The organism is Agromyces cucurbitae, assembly GCF_058349945.1.
Window position 1 is genome coordinate 137,595 of record NZ_JBYRES010000001.1, and the last position, 14,864, is coordinate 152,458.

The window sequence follows — 14,864 nt, forward strand, 5'->3', positions numbered from 1 at the left end:
CTCCCGCGCGCAGGGTCGCGGGCGTTGGGGTGAGGTCCGTGGTCGGCACGGTCGGTCGAGTAGCGCCCGACGGAGGAGGGCGCGTATCGAGGCCACCGCGCCGGTGCTTCAGGCGGTCGGGGCGGATGCCTCGGGGCGGTCGCCGGCCGCGACGGGCTCGGGTCGCGCGTCGTCGGCACCGGCTTCGCCGGTTGCGGTGGACGCCGCCGCCGAGGCATCCCCCCGCGACCGGCGACGAGGCCGCGGCGCACCGAGCGCACCCGTGATGCGGTCGAGGATGATCGCGAGGATCACGACCGAGACGCCCGCCTCGAAACCGAGGCCCACGTCGATGCGGGTGAGCGACTGCACGACGTCGCCGCCGAGGCCGCCCGCGCCGACCATGCCCGCGATGACGACCATCGACAGCGAGAGCATGATGACCTGGTTGACACCGGCCATGATGCTCGGCATCGCGAGCGGCAGCTGGATCTGGCGCAGGATGCGCCACGGCGACGACCCGAACGCCTGGCCCGCCTCGACGACCTCGCGGTCGACCCCGCGGATGCCGAGCTCGGTGAGGCGCACGCCCGGGGCCATGGCGAAGATGATCGTCGCCACGATGCCCGGCACGACGCCGACGCGGAAGAGGATGAGCGCCGGGATCAGGTAGACCATCGCCGGCATCGTCTGCATGAAGTCGAGGATCGGACGGATGACGCGGGATGCGGCGTCGGAACGGGCCGCGAGCACGCCCACCGGCACGGCCACGACGACCGCGATGGCACTCGCGACGAGCACGAGCGCGAGCGTCGCCATGGCGTTGTCCCACTGGTCGACCCCGACGATCACGAGGAGGCCGATCGCCGAGCCGACGGCGAGCCTCCAGCCCCGCGCGTACCAGGCGAGCGCGACGATCGCGGCGATGACGACCCAGAACGGCGGCGCCTGCAGCACGAGCTCGACGAGGTCGTAGAACCCCGCGAAGACGTCGCGGACGACGCGGAAGAACCCGCCGAACACGTCGGTCACGAAGCCGATGAACGCGGCGACCCATTCGCCGAGCGGAAGGCGGAACTCGTTCATGCCGGGCTCCTCTCCCCCGTCGCCGCGACGGGCACGGCATCGGCCACCGCCGCATCGACGCCGGCGGTGCGGTGCAGCGTCTCGGTGATCACGTCGATCGGGATCGTCACCGGGGTCTCGATGATGGCCTGCTCGGCGGTGTCGGTGCTCACGTTGCCGAGCGCCGCGAGCAGGGTCACGCGCGGCACCGCGCCGAGCAGGCGCCCCTCGCCGTCGACGACCGCGAGCGGCAGCTGGCTCTCGACCGCGCTGCCGAGCAGCTCTGCGAGATGCTCGTCGACGCCGACGACGGGATGGTCGTCGCTGATGGCGACGCTGAGGTCGCGTTCGCCGCGCTGCACGAGTCGCAGCACGTCGCGGTCGTGCGCGACGCCGAGCAGGCGCCGGCCGTTGCCGACGACGAAGACCATCGACGTCTGCAGGTCGCGCATGGTGCGCAGGGCCGCACGCGGCCCCGCGGAGGCGGTCGCGACGGCGCGCGGCGCCTCCATGACGTTGCCCGCCGTGAGCACCCGGGCGCGGTCGACGTCCTGCACGAACTGCGCGACGTAGTCGTCGGCCGGGTCGGTGAGGATCTCCTCGGCGGTGCCGATCTGCACGACGCGCCCGTCGCGCATCATCGCGATGCGGTCACCGAGGAACATCGCCTCGTTGAGGTCGTGCGTGATGAAGACGATGGTCTTGCCGAGCTCCTGCTGCAGCTCGACGAGCTGCTCCTGCATCTCGCGCCGGATGAGCGGGTCGAGCGCCGAGAAGGCCTCGTCCATGAGCAGGATGTCGGTGTCGGCGGCGAGGGCGCGAGCGAGGCCGACGCGCTGCTGCATGCCGCCCGAGAGCTCGGCGGGCAGCTTCTCGCCCCAACCGCCGAGTCCGACGCGCTCGAGGATGCGCTCGGCGCGGGCGCGCCGCTCGGGCGCCGGGACCCCCTGGATCTCGAGCCCGTACGCGGCGTTCTCGAGCACCGTGCGGTGCGGCAGGAGGGCGAAGTGCTGGAAGACCATCGAGACGCGACGGCGGCGCACCGCGCGCAGTCGCTTCGGCGCGACGCCGGTGATCTCCTCCCCCATCACCGTGACCGAGCCGCCGGTCGGCTCGACGAGCCCGTTGAGCATGCGGATGAGCGTGGACTTGCCGGAGCCCGAGAGCCCCATGACGACGAAGATCTCGCCGCGGCGCACCTCGAAGTCCGCGTCGATGACGGCGGCGGTGCCGAGCTCGGCCAGCTCGTCGCGGCCGGCCCCCTGCTGCAGTCGTTGCAGGGCCTCGCGCGGCTTCCGGCCGAAGAACTTGGTCAGGTGGCGCACTTCGAGTGCGGATGTGTCGGACATGCAGGGCTCCCCGAGGGCGCGCCGAACACCGCGAACGCGGGGCGTCTCGCGGTCGGATCCGGGCGCGCCGGACTCTTGGGTTGCGGCCGGGTTGACGGTGAGTCGGATGCCCCGTGCTCAAGCCCGGCGCGTGGTGCGTTCGTCGGGCGAATCAGGGCCGTCCAGCATCCGGCCATCGGGGCCGGATGCCTCACCGCGCAACCATACGCTCCGACGATTCCCGTTGAGGAATATCTGAGCGCGGACTGGGCGGATCGGTCGTGCAGGACCGTTCTCCACCGTAACGAGGTTCCAGCCGGAACCCAAACTCAGTTCGGCTTTAGTGCGCTTGACCTGCGGTTTCGCCGATGTCGCGGTGCAGGTCGCACTGGGCTACGCGCCGTCGGCAGCCAGCTCGGTGCAGTTCGCGCAGAGGCCGAAGACGTCGACGACGTGCGCCGCCTGCGTGAACCCGTGCTCGGCCGCGATGCCCTTCGCCCAGGCCTCGACCTCGGTGGCTTCGATCTCGACGGTCAGTCCGCAGTTGCGGCAGATCAGGTGATGATGGTGGCCCGTCGTCGAGCAGGCGCGGTACAGCGCCTCGCCTTCGGGCGACTGCAGCGAGTCGGCCTCGCCGCTCGATGCGAGGTCGCCGAGTGCGCGATAGACGGTCGCGAGTCCGATCGGCGAACCGCTCGCGTGCAGCGCCGAGTGCAGCGCCTGGGCACTGATGAATCCCTCGGTCGTGTCGAGCGCCTCGCGCACGGCCTCGCGCTGCCAGGTGTTGCGTTTCATCATGCGATCCGTGCGCCTTCCGCGGTCTCGACGGGGATGTCGGCCCGCTTCCACGGTAGCGCGCGCAGCTTGGAGATCCCCAGTGCGAGCAGGAAGAAGGCGGTCGCGGAGAGGGCGATCGCCGGACCCGCGGCGACCGCGAACGCCCGCGAGACGAGGACGCCGATGACGCCCGATGCGGCGCCGATGACGGGCGCGGTGAACAGCACCCCGCGGAAGGTGCCCACGACGAGCCGCGCCGCCGCGGCCGGCGCCGCGATGAGCGCGATCGCGAGGATGGCCCCGACCGCCGGGAGCGAGCTCACGACCGATGCGGCCGTGAGCGCGAGCACGACGAGCTCGATCGGCCATTCGCGGTACCCGGCAGCGCGGAACCCCGCCGGATCGAACGTCGAGAACGCGATCTCCTTGCCGATCACCGCGACGACGGCGATCGCGACGACGGCGACGCATGCCGCAAGAAGAATGTCTCCGTCGCTGACCGTCAGAATCGACCCGACGAGCAGGCTCTCGGCGCGCACCGGAAGCCCGGGGATGAGCGCCTGCAGCAGCGCGCCCGCCGCGAAACCACCGGTGAGCACGATGCCCGCGGCCACCTGGGCGCCCTGGCGGCGCACCCGCGCGATGCCCGCCATCACCAGGACGAGAACGACCGACGCGGCGGCCGCGCCCGCCGGCACGCTCACGCCCAGCGCCGCCGCGGCGACCGCGCCGGGATAGGTGCCGTGCGTGAGCGCCTGCGCGAAGAAGGTTCGCTTGCGGAGCACGACGAGGGCGCCCACGAAGCCGGCGCCGACGCCGATCACGATGGCCGCGAGGAGCGCCCGCTCGAAGTAGCCCATCAGCGGCCCTCCCCGGCTGCGGCGCCCGCCGCACGTTGCGTCGATCGAGGAGCGCCCGACGAGCCTCCCACCCGTCGAGGAGCGCCCGACGAGCCCCCCGCCGGTTGAGGAGCGCCCGACGAGCGAGGACGCGTCTCGAAACCCGCCGCACCCGCTCCCCTCCCCCGCACCCGCTTCGCAAGACCGAACACCCCGAGCACGAGCGCGTACCCGAGCACGAACACCGCGACGATGGTCGATCCGGCCGGCACGTCGACGCCGGCTCCGACCGATACCGCGAAGCCGGTCGCGAGGCCCAGCCAGGCGCCGAGCGCCGCGAAGCCCGCCGCCACCGGGAACAGCCACCAGAGACGCCGCGTCACGAGCCTGGCCACGGCGCCGGGCACGATCAGCAGCGCGAGCACGAGCAGCGTGCCCACGGTGCTCGCCGCCGCGACGACGACGAGCGCGATCGACGCGTTGAGCACGAGGTCGAGCACGAGGGCCGAGTCTCCCGCGGCACGACTCCCCCGCGCGTCGAACGCACGGAACAGCTGCTGCTTGAGCGTGACGACGACCGCGAGGAGGGCGATCCCGCTCACCACCACGAGCGGAATCACCTGGTCGGGCGGGATCGTGAGCACCCGGCCGAACAGCAGCGCCTCGAGTTCGCCCGCGTAGTCGTCGCTCTTCGAGACCACGATGACGCCGACGCTGAACGCCGCGGTCAGCACGATCGCGATCGCGGCGTCGGAGGTGATGCCGGCCCGGTCGAGCCAGGTGAGTGCGACGGCGCCCACCAGCGCGGCCACGGCCGCACCCGGGATGAGGCCGCTCGCGCCGCCGATCGCGAGCCCGATGGCGAGCCCGGGAAAGACCGCGTGCGTGAGCCCGTCGCTGATGAACTCGAGGCCGCGCAGGTTGACGAGCACGCCGACGACGCCCGCGACGACCGCGAGGACGAGCATGACCACGAGCGCTCGCGCCATGAAGGGGAGGGTGAACGCCGAGAACAGTGCGTCGACGGCCGTCATCGAGCGCCGTCCGCCGCGACGCGGGGGATGTATGCCGAGCGCTGCATCAGTGTCCCTCGTGGCCCGGCACGACGAGCGTGTGCTCGTCGATCTCGACCTCGACGCCCTCGAAGCACTCCTGCACGTTGCCGAGCGTGAGCACGTCGTCGACGGCTCCGTACGCGAGCTGCCGGCCGTTGACGAGCAGCACCGAGTCGCAGACGAGGCGTGCGAGCTCGAGGTCGTGCGTCGAGACGAGCACCGCGACGCCGTCGCGCTTGAGCTGCCTGAGCGTCTCGACGAGCGCGTCGCGGTTCGCCTGGTCGAGCCCGTTGAACGGTTCGTCGAGCAGCAGCAGCGCGGGCTCGGATGCGAGGGCGCGCGCGAGCAGGCCGCGCTGCCGCTGCCCGCCCGACAGCTCGCCGAACGGCCGCTTCGCGAGCTGCTCGAGGCCGACCCGCTCGAGCGCGTGCGCGACGGCCGCACGGTCGCGGCGGCCCGGCCAGCGCAGGAGTCCGAGAGCGCGGTATCTGCCCTGCATGACGACCTGCTCGACGGTGATCGGGAAGTCGGGATCGAGGTCGGCCGACTGCGGCAGGAACGCAACCATGCCGTTGCGGGAATGCGATGGGCGCCCCGGCGCCGCGACGCCGCCCAGCTCGAGCACCCCGGCGGTGCGCGGAACGAGCCCGAGGATGCCCTTCAGCAGGGTGGACTTGCCGGCGCCGTTCGGCCCGATGAGCGCGAGCGCCTCGCCGCGGGCGATCTCGAGGTCGAGCCCGGCGACGCCGGCGCCGCCGGGATGCGTGAAGGCCGCGTCGGTGAGCCGCAGCACGGGGGAGTCGGTCATGCCCGCCATGCCGTCATCCTGCCAGCACCGACGGAAGCGGGGAAGGCTCGACGCCCCACGACTCGAGGATCAGGCTGGCGTTGTGCACCTGGCTGCCGATGTACGTCTCGCCCTCGGTGCCGACCGCCCCGAGGGAGTCGCCGTAGAGCGCGTCGGGCCCCGAGTAGACCTTCGCGCCGGACTCCTCGCCGATGGTCTCGGCGGCCTTCGGCGAGATCGACGCCTCCGAGAACACGGCCTTCACGCCCGTGCTGTGGATCTTCGCGACGAGGTCGTCGATCTCGGCGGCACTCGGCTCGGCGTTGTCGTCGAAGCTCGGGATGATGCTGCCGACGAACGTGATGTCGTACGCGTCGACGAAGTAGGTGAAGGCGTCGTGGTTCGTCACGAGCAGCCGGTCTCCGGCCGGCACGCGGTCGACGTTCTCGCCGATCCACTCGTCGAGCGCCTCGAGCTCGGCGAGGTAGACGGCCTCGTTCGCCTCGAGCGCATCGGCGTCGACGCCCTCGACGGTCGCGAGGCCAGTCGCGATGTTCTCGACCATGTGCTCGGCGAGGTCGGGGTCGGTCCAGATGTGCGGGTTGCCACCGTCGTGACCGTGGTCGTCGTGCCCCGCGTCAGCCTCGCCCTCGCCCTCGTGCTCATCCTCATGATCGTGGTCGTCGGTACCGTACAGCTCGATGCCCGTGCTCGCGTCGATGAGCACCCCGTCGAAGCCCGACGCGCTGATCGCGTCGTCGAGCCAGCTCTCGAGCCCCGCGCCGTTGACGACGAGCGCATCGGCGTCGCTCAGGGCGAGCAGCTGCGCGGCGGAGGGGTCGAAGCCGTGCGCGCTCTGGCCGGGGGCGAGGAGCTGGGTGACGGCCGTGCCGTCGCCGACGAGCTCGCGCGTGAAGTCGCCGACCTGGGTCGTGGTCGCCACGATCTGCGGGCCGTCGTCGGCCGCACCGGATGCCCCGGGCCCCGCGCAGCCCGCGAGCACGAGCGCCGCCGTGGTGGCGAGCGCGGCGGCTCCCGCGAGGGCGAAGGGACGACCGGATCGGGGGAGCGAGCGCATGCGACGACTCTACGCGTTATTGATAATGATTGTCAAAACCATCTGGAACCGTCACATGTGGACAACCCGTGGCGCCCGTCGGCGGGTCGTGCGAGAGTGAAGTACGTGCACCCGACGACGACGCCCTCGATCACCCTGCTTCCGTTCACCGTCGCCGACGCCGAGCGAGTGCTCGCCGGTGCGGTCGATCCGCACGACGGGTGGGAGGGCGGGTACGCCTTCACCGACGAGCCCGAGCTCCTCGCGGAGTACGTGGGGGCGGCTCGCGAGAGCGGCGACCCTGCACCGTTCGGTCCGTATCTCGTGCACCGCGGCGAAGACGGCCCGGCCATCGGGGGAGTGAACCTCTTCGGGCCGCCCGACGCCGACGGGGCGGTCGAGTTCGTGTTCGGCCTCGTGCCCGCCGTGCGCGGTCAGGGCCTGGCGCTGCACACCGTCGAGGCGGCGGTCGAGCTCGCGAGGTCGGTCGGCGCCCGCATCGTTCGCGCCGGGGCCGAGATCTCGAACCTGCCCGCCCGCCGCACCCTCGAGCGCGCGGGCTTCGCCGAGGCCGCTCGCGAGGCCGACGCGATCACCTACGAGATCCGCCTGTAGTCCTGCTGCGCGCACAGCGAATGTTCCGAGGGTGCTTCGCGCAGCTCCGGCGGAGGTTCGGGCCGAATCCTGCGAAATTGCACCCTCGCAACGCGCCCGACGCGCGGCGGCACCGGCGCTACTCGAGCAGCAGCGCCGGCTCCTCGATGATCGATGCGACGTCGGCGACGAAGCGCGAGATGACGTCGCCGTCGACGACCCGGTGGTCGAATGAGCCGCCGATCGTCGTGACGTAGCGCGGGCGCACCTCGCCGTCGACGACCCACGGCTTCTGCTTGATCGTGCCGAGCGCGACGATGCCGACCTCGCCGGGGTTCAGGATGGGCGTGCCGGTGTCCATGCCGAACACGCCGATGTTCGTGATCGTGATCGTGCCGCCCTGCATCTCGGCCGGCGACGTCTTGCCCTCGCGCGCCGTGAGGGTGAGCTGCTCGAGCGCGGTGGCGAGCTCGACCATCGACATCGCCTGCGCCTCCTTCACGTTCGGCACGATGAGCCCGCGGGGCGTCGCGGCCGCGATGCCGAGGTTCACGAAGTGCTTCACGATGATCTCGTCGTCGGTCCACTGCGCGTTGACCGTGGGGTTGCGGCGCACCGCCCAGATGATGGCCTTCGCCATGATGAGCAGCGGCGAGATCTTGATGCCCGCGTAGTCGGGAGAGGCCTTCAGTCGCTTGAGGTACTCCATCGTGCGGGTCGCGTCGACGTCGACGAACACCGAGACGTGCGGCGCCGAGAACGCGCTCTGCACCATCGCGCCCGCGATCGCCTTGCGCACGCCCTTCACGGGAATGCGGGTCTCGCGGTCGGCCGGCGCCTCGGGCGTCTGGATGTTGCGGAAGACGCTCGCCTGGCTCGCCTCACGGATGACGTCGTCGCGGGTGATGTCGCCGATCGGCCCCGTGGGCGCGACGCGGGAGAGGTCGACGCCCAGGTCTTTCGCGAGCTTGCGGATCGGCGGCTTCGCGATGACGGGCACGTGCGCCTCGGGCTTCGCCTCGGCACGGGCGGCGGGGGCGGGATGCGCCGCGGTCGGCGCCGCAGCGGGAGCGGGCGCCGGTGCGACCGGGGGCGCCGGTGCCGCCGCGGCCGGGGCGGGGTGCGCCGCGAGGTTCACGTGGGCGCCGTTCGGTGCGGGGTGGCGACGACGTCGAGTGGCCGTCGGCCCCGACGAGCCGTGCCCGACGAGCACGGCTCCGCTGCCCTCGTCGGCCGTCGCGGCGGGCGCCGCCGGTGCGGCCGCGGGGGCGTCGGCGACGGAGGGAGCGCCGGCCTCGGGCGCGGCGGCGGCCGGCCCCGAGGCATCCGTCTGGATCACGAGGATGGGCGTGCCGACGTCGACGGTCGTGCCCTCGTCGACGAGCAGCTCGGAGACGACGCCCTCGAACGCGCTCGGCAGCTCGACGAGCGACTTCGCGGTCTCGATCTCGACGAAGACCTGGTCGAGCGCGATCCGGTCGCCGGGCGCGACGCGCCACTGCACGATCTCGGCCTCGGTGAGGCCCTCGCCGACATCGGGAAGTGGGAATCGGATCTCGCTCATCTGTCTTACCCTCGCAGTCGAGTCATGCCGTCGGCGTCATACGTTCCGCGGGTCAGTACGCCAGGGCGCGATCCACGGCTTCGAGCACCCGGTCGGGGCTCGGCAGGTATTCGGTCTCGAGCGCGGCCGGCGGGAACGGCGCGTCGAAGCCCGAGACCCGCAGCACCGGAGCCTCGAGCGAGTAGAACGCTCGCTCGGCGACGGTCGCGGCGATCTCGGAGCCGACCGACACGTTGCCGTACGCCTCCTGGGCGACGACGAGGCGCCCGGTGCGATGCACCGAGTCGAGCAGGGGCCCGTAGTCGATGGGGGAGAGGCTGCGCAGGTCGACGACCTCGAGACTCGTGCCCTCTTCTGCGGCGATGTCGGCCGCCTGCAGCAGGGTCGAGACCATGGCGCCGTGGCCGACGACGGTGACGTCGGTGCCCTGGCGCACCACGCGGCTCGCGTGCAGCGGCAGGCCCGAGTGGTCGAGGTCGACGGGGCCCTTCGGCCAGTACCGGCTCTTCGGCTCGAAGAACAGCACGGGGTCGCTCGACTCGATCGCCTCGCGGATCATCCAGTACGCGTCGTGCGGGCTCGACGGGCTCACCACGCGCAGGCCGGGGGTGTGCGCGAAGTAGGCCTCGGGGCTCTCCTGATGGTGTTCGATCGAGCCGATGTGGCCGCCGTAGGGCACGCGGATCACGACGGGCATCGACACGCGGCCCTCGTGGCGCAGGGTCTGCCGGGCGAGCTGCGTCGTGATCTGGTCGAACGCGGGGAAGATGAAGCCGTCGAACTGGATCTCGCAGACCGGACGGTAGCCGCGCATCGCGAGGCCGATCGCCGTGCCGACGATTCCCGACTCGGCGAGCGGCGTGTCGAGCACGCGCTTCTCGCCGAACTCGGCCGAGAGACCCTCGGTGACGCGGAACACGCCGCCGAGCGGGCCGATGTCCTCGCCCATGAGCAGCACCTTCTCGTCGGCGCGCATGGCGTCGGCGAGGCCGGCGTTGATGGCCTTCGCCATCGACATGGTGTGCACGCCGCGCACGGCCTCCGCACCGGGTCGAGCAGGCGCAGGCGTCTCGAACCCGGTGGGGGATGCCTCGGCCGTCGTGTCGCTCACGCGAACCTCCTCGTCGATGCCGGTCATGCCTCGCCCCCCTCGAACGACGTCTCGAAGTCGTCGAGCCAGGCGAGCTGCTCGGCCATGAGCGGGTGCGGCTCGCTGTAGACGTGGCTGAAGATCGTCTCGCGCGTCGGCGCCTCGAGCTCGAGCGTGCGGCGACGCACGTCGGCGGAGAGATCGGCGGCCTCCAGGTCGACCTCGTCGAAGAACGCGGCAGAGGCGCCGCGGCTCTCGAGCCACGTGCGATAGCGAACGATCGGATCGCGCTCGGCCCAGTAGGCGACCTCGTCGTCGGTGCGGTACTTCGTGGGGTCGTCGGCGGTCGTGTGCGCGCCCATGCGGTACGTGAGCGCCTCGATGAAGCTCGGCCCCTGGCCCGCGCGCGCCTCCTCGAGCGACTGCCGCGTGACGGCGTAGCTGACGAGCACGTCGTTGCCGTCGATGCGCACGCTCGGCATGCCGAAGCCGGCGCCGCGCAGCGACAGCGGGCTGCGCGACTGCCGCGAGACCGGCACCGAGATCGCCCACTGGTTGTTCTGCACGAAGAAGACCTGCGGGGTCTGGTAGCTCGCGGCGAAGACGAGCGCCTCGCTCGCGTCGCCCTGCGAGGTCGACCCGTCGCCGTAGTAGACGAGCACGGCGGCATCGGTCGCGGGGTCGCCCGTCGCCGTCGCGCCGTCGAACTGCAGGCCCATCGCGTAGCCCGTCGCGTGCAGCGTCTGCGACGCGAGCACGAGCGTGTAGAGGTGGAAGTTGCCGCTCTCCTCGGGATTCCAGCCGCCCTGGGTCACGCCGCGCAGCAGCGACAGGATGCCGACGGGGTCGAGCCCGCGGATCATGCCGACGATGTGCTCGCGATACGAGGGGAACAGGTGGTCCTGCGGGCGGGCGGCGTGCGCCGACCCGACCTGCGCCGCCTCCTGGCCGTGGCTCGGCACCCACAGCGCGAGCTGGCCCTGCCGCTGCAGGTTCGCGCCCGTGAGGTCGAGGCGGCGGGAGACCGCCATGTCGCGGTAGAAGCGTTGCAGCGTCGCATCGTCGAGCGCCTCGACGAGGGGCAGGTACGGCTCGGCCTCGGGGGTCGGCTGCAGCCGACCCTCTGGGGTCAGGAGCTGGACCGTCGGCGCGGTGAAATCTCTCTCGCGGGCTGCCACCGTTCCACGCTACCCGCTATGCGGGACGCCCTTCTTGTGACGTCGGTACAAGCTCACTGAGAATCGTGAGGAGGGTTTCGACAGACTCCTCTTCGCCGATCGAGACCCTGATGCCGTCGCCGACGAACGCGCGCGTCACGAGTCCGGCGTCGAACAGGCGGTCGGCGACCTCGGTCGTGGCGTCGCCGGTCGGCAGCCAGACGAAGTTGCCCTGCGCCTGCGGGATCGGCCAGCCCTGCGCGATGAGGGCGGCGCGCACGCCGTCGCGGCGAGCGGCGATCACTGCGACGCGGTCGAGCAGCTCGGCCTCGGCGGCCGGCTCGAGCGACGCGATCGCGGCCTCGGACGAGGCGGCGGTCACGCTGAGGGGGATGACCGTCGCACGCGCCGCGTCGAGGATCGGCACCGGTCCGATCGCGTAGCCGACCCGGAGGCCCGCGAGGCCGTAGGCCTTCGAGAAGGTACGGAGGATCACGAGGTTCGGGTAGCGCCCCAGCAGGGTTCGGCCGTCGACGGCTTCGCCGACCGAGGCGGATGCCTCGTCGGGGTCGCCGCCGCGGTCGACGAACTCGATGTACGCCTCGTCGAGCAGCACGAGCAGGTCGGCGGGCACCTTCGCCATGAACGCCTCGAACTCGGCCGCCGTCACGATGACGCCGGTCGGGTTGTTCGGCGAGCACACGATCGCGACTCGCGTGCGGTCGTTGATCGCGGCGGCCATGGCGTCGAGGTCGTGGCCGTGGTCGGGCCGGTTGGGCACCGGGACGCTCGTGGCGCCCGAGACGGTGACGAGGCCGGGATACGCCTCGAACGAGCGCCACGAGTACACGACCTCGTCGCCCGGGGCGGCGGCGGCCTGGATGAACGCGGCGAGCAGGGCGACCGACCCGGCGCCGACGAGCACCTCGTCGGCGGTCACGCCGAACCGTTCGGCGAGGCGTTCGCGCAGCCTCAGCGCCGTGGCGTCGGGGTAGCGGTTGACCGTCGCACCCGTGGCGGCGACCGCCGCGGCGACCGACGGCAGCGGATCGAACGGGTTCTCGTTGCTCGACAGCTTGAAGCCGTCGGCGGGGGCCGGACGGCCCTGACGGTACGGGGGGAGGGCTGCGATCTCGGGGCGCAGGCGAACGCCTGCGCGCGAAAGCTCCGGTGCGGTCACGCGTTCCACCGTACCCCTTCGCCCGCGCCGGCCCCTTCGCCGGTCAAGCCCTTCGCCCGCTGCGTCGGTTCTGACAGAGTGGAGGCATGCGCTTCATCGTCAAGGTCATCGTCATCGCCTTCGCGCTCTGGCTGACGACGCTCATCGTGTCGGGCGTGAACGTCGTGCCGTACGACGACACCGACCTCGCGAACGTGCTCACCTACCTGCTCGTCGCGCTCATCTTCGGCCTGGTCAATGCGATCGTGGGCACCTTCATCAGGGTCGTCGCCTTTCCGATCTACGTGATCACGCTGGGGCTCATCTCGTTCATCGTGAACGGCCTGCTGCTGCTCATCGTCGACTGGATCAGCGACCTCATGGGCTTCGGGCTCGTGGTCGACAGCTTCTGGTGGGGCGTACTCGGCGCCCTCGTGCTCGGCCTCATCAGCTGGCTGATCGGGCTCGTCGTGCGGCCGTCGCGCGACTGACCCGCCCGTCACCTCCGCCGCGCGATCCACTCGCTCACGGCCCCCTCGCTCCCGCCCGCGACGGCGAGCAGCTGGCGGAACTCGACGAGTCGCGGATCGTCGGACTCGTCCATGAGGGCGGCCGTCTGCCGGTAGCGCTCGAGCGCGTGCGCGGGCAGGGTCTCGTCGCCGTACGACCTCGCGGGCTCGAGCGCGTCGCGCGAGACGACGATGCGATCGGGAGAGGGGTGTCCGGAGCCGCCGAGCGCCGGCACGAGATCTTCGGTGTGCGCGACGACGACGTCGGGCACACCGGGCCTGGTGGGGGCGGAGGCGTTCGGTCCGCCGAGGTCGAGCGCGCCGATCACGCCGAGGCCGGGGTCGCTCGCGAGCTTCGCCGCGATGATGCCGCCGCCCGAGTGGCCCGCGACGAGCACCGGGTCGCCCGGTGCGATGCCGGCCGCCGCCATCGCCGCGCGCACCGCGCGCTCGCCCGCGCCGGAGGCCGCACCGGCTCGTCGCAGCTCGTCGACGGGGGAGTCGTCGGCGATGCCGTGCACGTTGCTCACCATGTCGAACGGCTGCTCGCCGGCGACGACCGCCAGGTCGACCGTGCCGCTCACGTAGACGATCCAGCGTGCGTCGCCCGGGTCGCCGTAGCGTTCGATGCGGATCTGCGGCCCCCCGCCGCCCGGGATGCGTGCTGCGAGGTCGCCGAAGCCGGCGGGCGCCAGAACGGTGCGTTGGGGCCCTTCGGCCGGATGGCCGCCCGGCGGCTGCCCATCGCCCGCGCGGTCGGAGCGGTCGGCGCGCCGCACGCTCACCGCCCGATCGACGAGCGCCGGCGAGCGCAGGAGGGCCGCGAGCGCGAGCGCGACCGAGGCGCTCTCGGGTGCACCGATCCGCGATCCGAGCGCTGCCGCGGGTGCGCCGCTGCCGGGCACCGGCAGCGCACCGAGCGCGAACTCGTCGACCGAGTCGACGGCGGCGCGCACGGCCCGCACGAACAGCGGGTCGGACAGCAGCGCACGATTGGCGGCGAGCCACTCGTTCAACGGGGTCGAGCCGAGCACCTGCTCGGCCGCGGCATTCGCACCGGCGGCGAGGGCCGCGCCCGCGGCGAGCGCGAACCCCGCCGGTGAGAAGGCGAGCCGCCCGAGCGCGAACCCGACGAGCCCGCCGCCGATGCGCCACGCGCCCTCGACGAACTGCTCGGCGAGCCCGTAGCGCTCGGCGCTCGCGACGAGTGCGCCGCGCAGCTCATCGCCCTCGCCCCGGCACCGGGCGAGCGAGCGTTCGACCTGCCGCGTCGCGGATGCGGGTCGCGGTGCCGACCAGAGCGATCCCCGATCGATGCCGAGCGCCTCGAGCTCCGCGGCGAGCGCGGAGGCCTCGCTGGACGCTGCGTCGAGCGCGGTCGCGGCGGCGCCGAGGCGGGCGGCGTCGGCGAACAGCTCGTCGGTCGCGACGGCGGTCGATCCTCCGCCCGAGATCGTGATGGAGTCGCTCACGCCGCCCCCTGCCGCTCGTCGGCGGCGCGCAGCATTCGCTCCTGTTCGGCGAGGGCGACCGCACGGGCCGCCTCCGCGGCGGCGAGTGCCGCGCGCTCCTCCGCCTCGAAGGCCGCGACGGCGTCGCCCAGTCGCCGGATGCTCTCGTCGAGGTCTGCGACGGCCTGGTCGAGCAGGTGCACGCAGCCGAGCGCCTCCGATCGGAGCGCGTGCAGCCGTGCCGCGTAGCGGTCGGCCGCCTGCGAGCGCCACTCGCCCCCGTCGGGCGGCAGCATCGCCGCGGCGTGCCCGATCGCCGTGCGAAGCGGCGCGAACCGTGCGCGGAGCCCGACCGCCCGATCGAGCTCCTCGCGGGTGGTCGCGCCGCCCATGAGCGCCGCGAGCAGTCGTTGGTCTGAGGCATCCATGTCGGCCAGCCTGCCGCGGCGAGGG

The 14,864-nt window shown here is 72.4% G+C and carries 15 protein-coding genes; 2 read left to right on the forward strand and 13 right to left on the reverse strand.

Annotation, left to right across the window (positions count from 1 at the left end; all coding sequences use genetic code 11):
- Positions 1-108: 108 nt before the first annotated feature.
- The 7 genes from AC3RJ6_RS00720 to AC3RJ6_RS00750 all read right to left on the reverse strand — a co-directional run bounded on the left by AC3RJ6_RS00720 (position 109) and on the right by AC3RJ6_RS00750 (position 6,908).
- Positions 109-1,065 (reverse strand): ABC transporter permease, encoded by a 957-nt coding sequence (locus tag AC3RJ6_RS00720; protein WP_491424921.1) that lies wholly within the window; start codon positions 1,063-1,065, stop codon positions 109-111.
- Positions 1,062-2,393, reverse strand: coding sequence for a quaternary amine ABC transporter ATP-binding protein (locus AC3RJ6_RS00725; RefSeq protein WP_491424922.1), 1,332 nt, complete (start codon positions 2,391-2,393; stop codon positions 1,062-1,064). Before AC3RJ6_RS00725 ends, AC3RJ6_RS00720 begins: the two co-directional genes overlap by 4 nt.
- Positions 2,394-2,765: 372 nt before the next feature.
- A complete protein-coding gene (locus AC3RJ6_RS00730; protein ID WP_491424923.1) occupies positions 2,766-3,170 on the reverse strand; it encodes a Fur family transcriptional regulator in 405 nt (134 codons plus the stop codon).
- Positions 3,167-4,009: a metal ABC transporter permease gene (locus AC3RJ6_RS00735; protein ID WP_491424925.1), complete on the reverse strand. Its 843-nt coding sequence runs from the start codon at positions 4,007-4,009 to the stop codon at positions 3,167-3,169. The genes AC3RJ6_RS00730 and AC3RJ6_RS00735 overlap by 4 nt, the downstream gene beginning before the upstream one ends.
- Positions 4,009-5,022, reverse strand: a complete 1,014-nt coding sequence (locus tag AC3RJ6_RS00740; RefSeq protein ID WP_491424927.1) for a metal ABC transporter permease — start codon at positions 5,020-5,022, stop codon at positions 4,009-4,011. Before AC3RJ6_RS00740 ends, AC3RJ6_RS00735 begins: the two co-directional genes overlap by 1 nt.
- 46 nt (positions 5,023-5,068) lie before the next feature.
- Positions 5,069-5,860 (reverse strand): metal ABC transporter ATP-binding protein, encoded by a 792-nt coding sequence (locus AC3RJ6_RS00745; RefSeq protein WP_491424928.1) that lies wholly within the window; start codon positions 5,858-5,860, stop codon positions 5,069-5,071.
- 4 nt (positions 5,861-5,864) lie between these two features.
- The gene (locus AC3RJ6_RS00750) at positions 5,865-6,908 is read right to left on the reverse strand and encodes a metal ABC transporter substrate-binding protein (RefSeq protein ID WP_491424930.1); all 1,044 of its coding nucleotides are present in this window, start codon (positions 6,906-6,908) and stop codon (positions 5,865-5,867) included.
- Positions 6,909-7,013: 105 nt separating this feature from the next.
- Here AC3RJ6_RS00750 and AC3RJ6_RS00755 point away from each other — a divergent pair, with 105 nt between their 5' ends.
- Complete coding sequence (locus AC3RJ6_RS00755; protein WP_491424932.1) at positions 7,014-7,502, forward strand: GNAT family N-acetyltransferase; 489 nt, start codon at positions 7,014-7,016, stop codon at positions 7,500-7,502.
- 118 nt (positions 7,503-7,620) lie between these two features.
- On the opposite strand, the gene AC3RJ6_RS00760 is transcribed toward AC3RJ6_RS00755, so the two are convergent.
- From AC3RJ6_RS00760 to AC3RJ6_RS00775, 4 genes are all read right to left on the reverse strand, one after another.
- The gene (locus AC3RJ6_RS00760; protein WP_491424933.1) at positions 7,621-9,045 is read right to left on the reverse strand and encodes a dihydrolipoamide acetyltransferase family protein; all 1,425 of its coding nucleotides are present in this window, start codon (positions 9,043-9,045) and stop codon (positions 7,621-7,623) included.
- Positions 9,046-9,097: 52 nt separating this feature from the next.
- On the reverse strand, positions 9,098-10,063 hold the full coding sequence (locus AC3RJ6_RS00765; RefSeq protein WP_491426199.1) for an alpha-ketoacid dehydrogenase subunit beta: 966 nt from the start codon (positions 10,061-10,063) through the stop codon (positions 9,098-9,100).
- A gap of 116 nt (positions 10,064-10,179) precedes the next feature.
- The gene (locus tag AC3RJ6_RS00770; protein WP_491424935.1) at positions 10,180-11,313 is read right to left on the reverse strand and encodes a thiamine pyrophosphate-dependent dehydrogenase E1 component subunit alpha; all 1,134 of its coding nucleotides are present in this window, start codon (positions 11,311-11,313) and stop codon (positions 10,180-10,182) included.
- Positions 11,314-11,329: 16 nt separating this feature from the next.
- Positions 11,330-12,472, reverse strand: a complete 1,143-nt coding sequence (locus AC3RJ6_RS00775) for a histidinol-phosphate transaminase (RefSeq protein WP_491424936.1) — start codon at positions 12,470-12,472, stop codon at positions 11,330-11,332.
- Positions 12,473-12,558: 86 nt separating this feature from the next.
- On the opposite strand from AC3RJ6_RS00775, the gene AC3RJ6_RS00780 reads away from it, so the two are divergent.
- The gene (locus AC3RJ6_RS00780) at positions 12,559-12,942 is read left to right on the forward strand and encodes a phage holin family protein (RefSeq protein ID WP_491424938.1); all 384 of its coding nucleotides are present in this window, start codon (positions 12,559-12,561) and stop codon (positions 12,940-12,942) included.
- A gap of 8 nt (positions 12,943-12,950) precedes the next feature.
- Here AC3RJ6_RS00780 and AC3RJ6_RS00785 read toward each other — a convergent pair whose 3' ends face one another.
- Both AC3RJ6_RS00785 and AC3RJ6_RS00790 read right to left on the reverse strand, forming a co-directional pair.
- Entirely contained in the window at positions 12,951-14,432 is a 1,482-nt protein-coding gene (locus AC3RJ6_RS00785; RefSeq protein ID WP_491424940.1) for a hypothetical protein, read from the reverse strand.
- Positions 14,429-14,839, reverse strand: a complete 411-nt coding sequence (locus AC3RJ6_RS00790) for a hypothetical protein (protein ID WP_491424941.1) — start codon at positions 14,837-14,839, stop codon at positions 14,429-14,431. The genes AC3RJ6_RS00785 and AC3RJ6_RS00790 overlap by 4 nt, the downstream gene beginning before the upstream one ends.
- Positions 14,840-14,864 lie beyond the last annotated feature (25 nt).

Coding starts and splice junctions, on each gene's coding strand:
- AC3RJ6_RS00745 (WP_491424928.1), bottom strand. CDS start 5,860: ATGGCGGGCATGACCGACTCCCCCGTGCTGCGGCTCACCGACGCGGCC.
- AC3RJ6_RS00730 (WP_491424923.1), bottom strand. CDS start 3,170: ATGATGAAACGCAACACCTGGCAGCGCGAGGCCGTGCGCGAGGCGCTC.
- AC3RJ6_RS00780 (WP_491424938.1), top strand. CDS start 12,559: ATGCGCTTCATCGTCAAGGTCATCGTCATCGCCTTCGCGCTCTGGCTG.
- AC3RJ6_RS00740 (WP_491424927.1), bottom strand. CDS start 5,022: ATGACGGCCGTCGACGCACTGTTCTCGGCGTTCACCCTCCCCTTCATG.
- AC3RJ6_RS00790 (WP_491424941.1), bottom strand. CDS start 14,839: ATGGATGCCTCAGACCAACGACTGCTCGCGGCGCTCATGGGCGGCGCG.
- AC3RJ6_RS00725 (WP_491424922.1), bottom strand. CDS start 2,393: ATGTCCGACACATCCGCACTCGAAGTGCGCCACCTGACCAAGTTCTTC.
- AC3RJ6_RS00765 (WP_491426199.1), bottom strand. CDS start 10,063: ATGTCGATGGCGAAGGCCATCAACGCCGGCCTCGCCGACGCCATGCGC.
- AC3RJ6_RS00735 (WP_491424925.1), bottom strand. CDS start 4,009: ATGGGCTACTTCGAGCGGGCGCTCCTCGCGGCCATCGTGATCGGCGTC.
- AC3RJ6_RS00760 (WP_491424933.1), bottom strand. CDS start 9,045: ATGAGCGAGATCCGATTCCCACTTCCCGATGTCGGCGAGGGCCTCACC.
- AC3RJ6_RS00720 (WP_491424921.1), bottom strand. CDS start 1,065: ATGAACGAGTTCCGCCTTCCGCTCGGCGAATGGGTCGCCGCGTTCATC.
- AC3RJ6_RS00750 (WP_491424930.1), bottom strand. CDS start 6,908: ATGCGCTCGCTCCCCCGATCCGGTCGTCCCTTCGCCCTCGCGGGAGCC.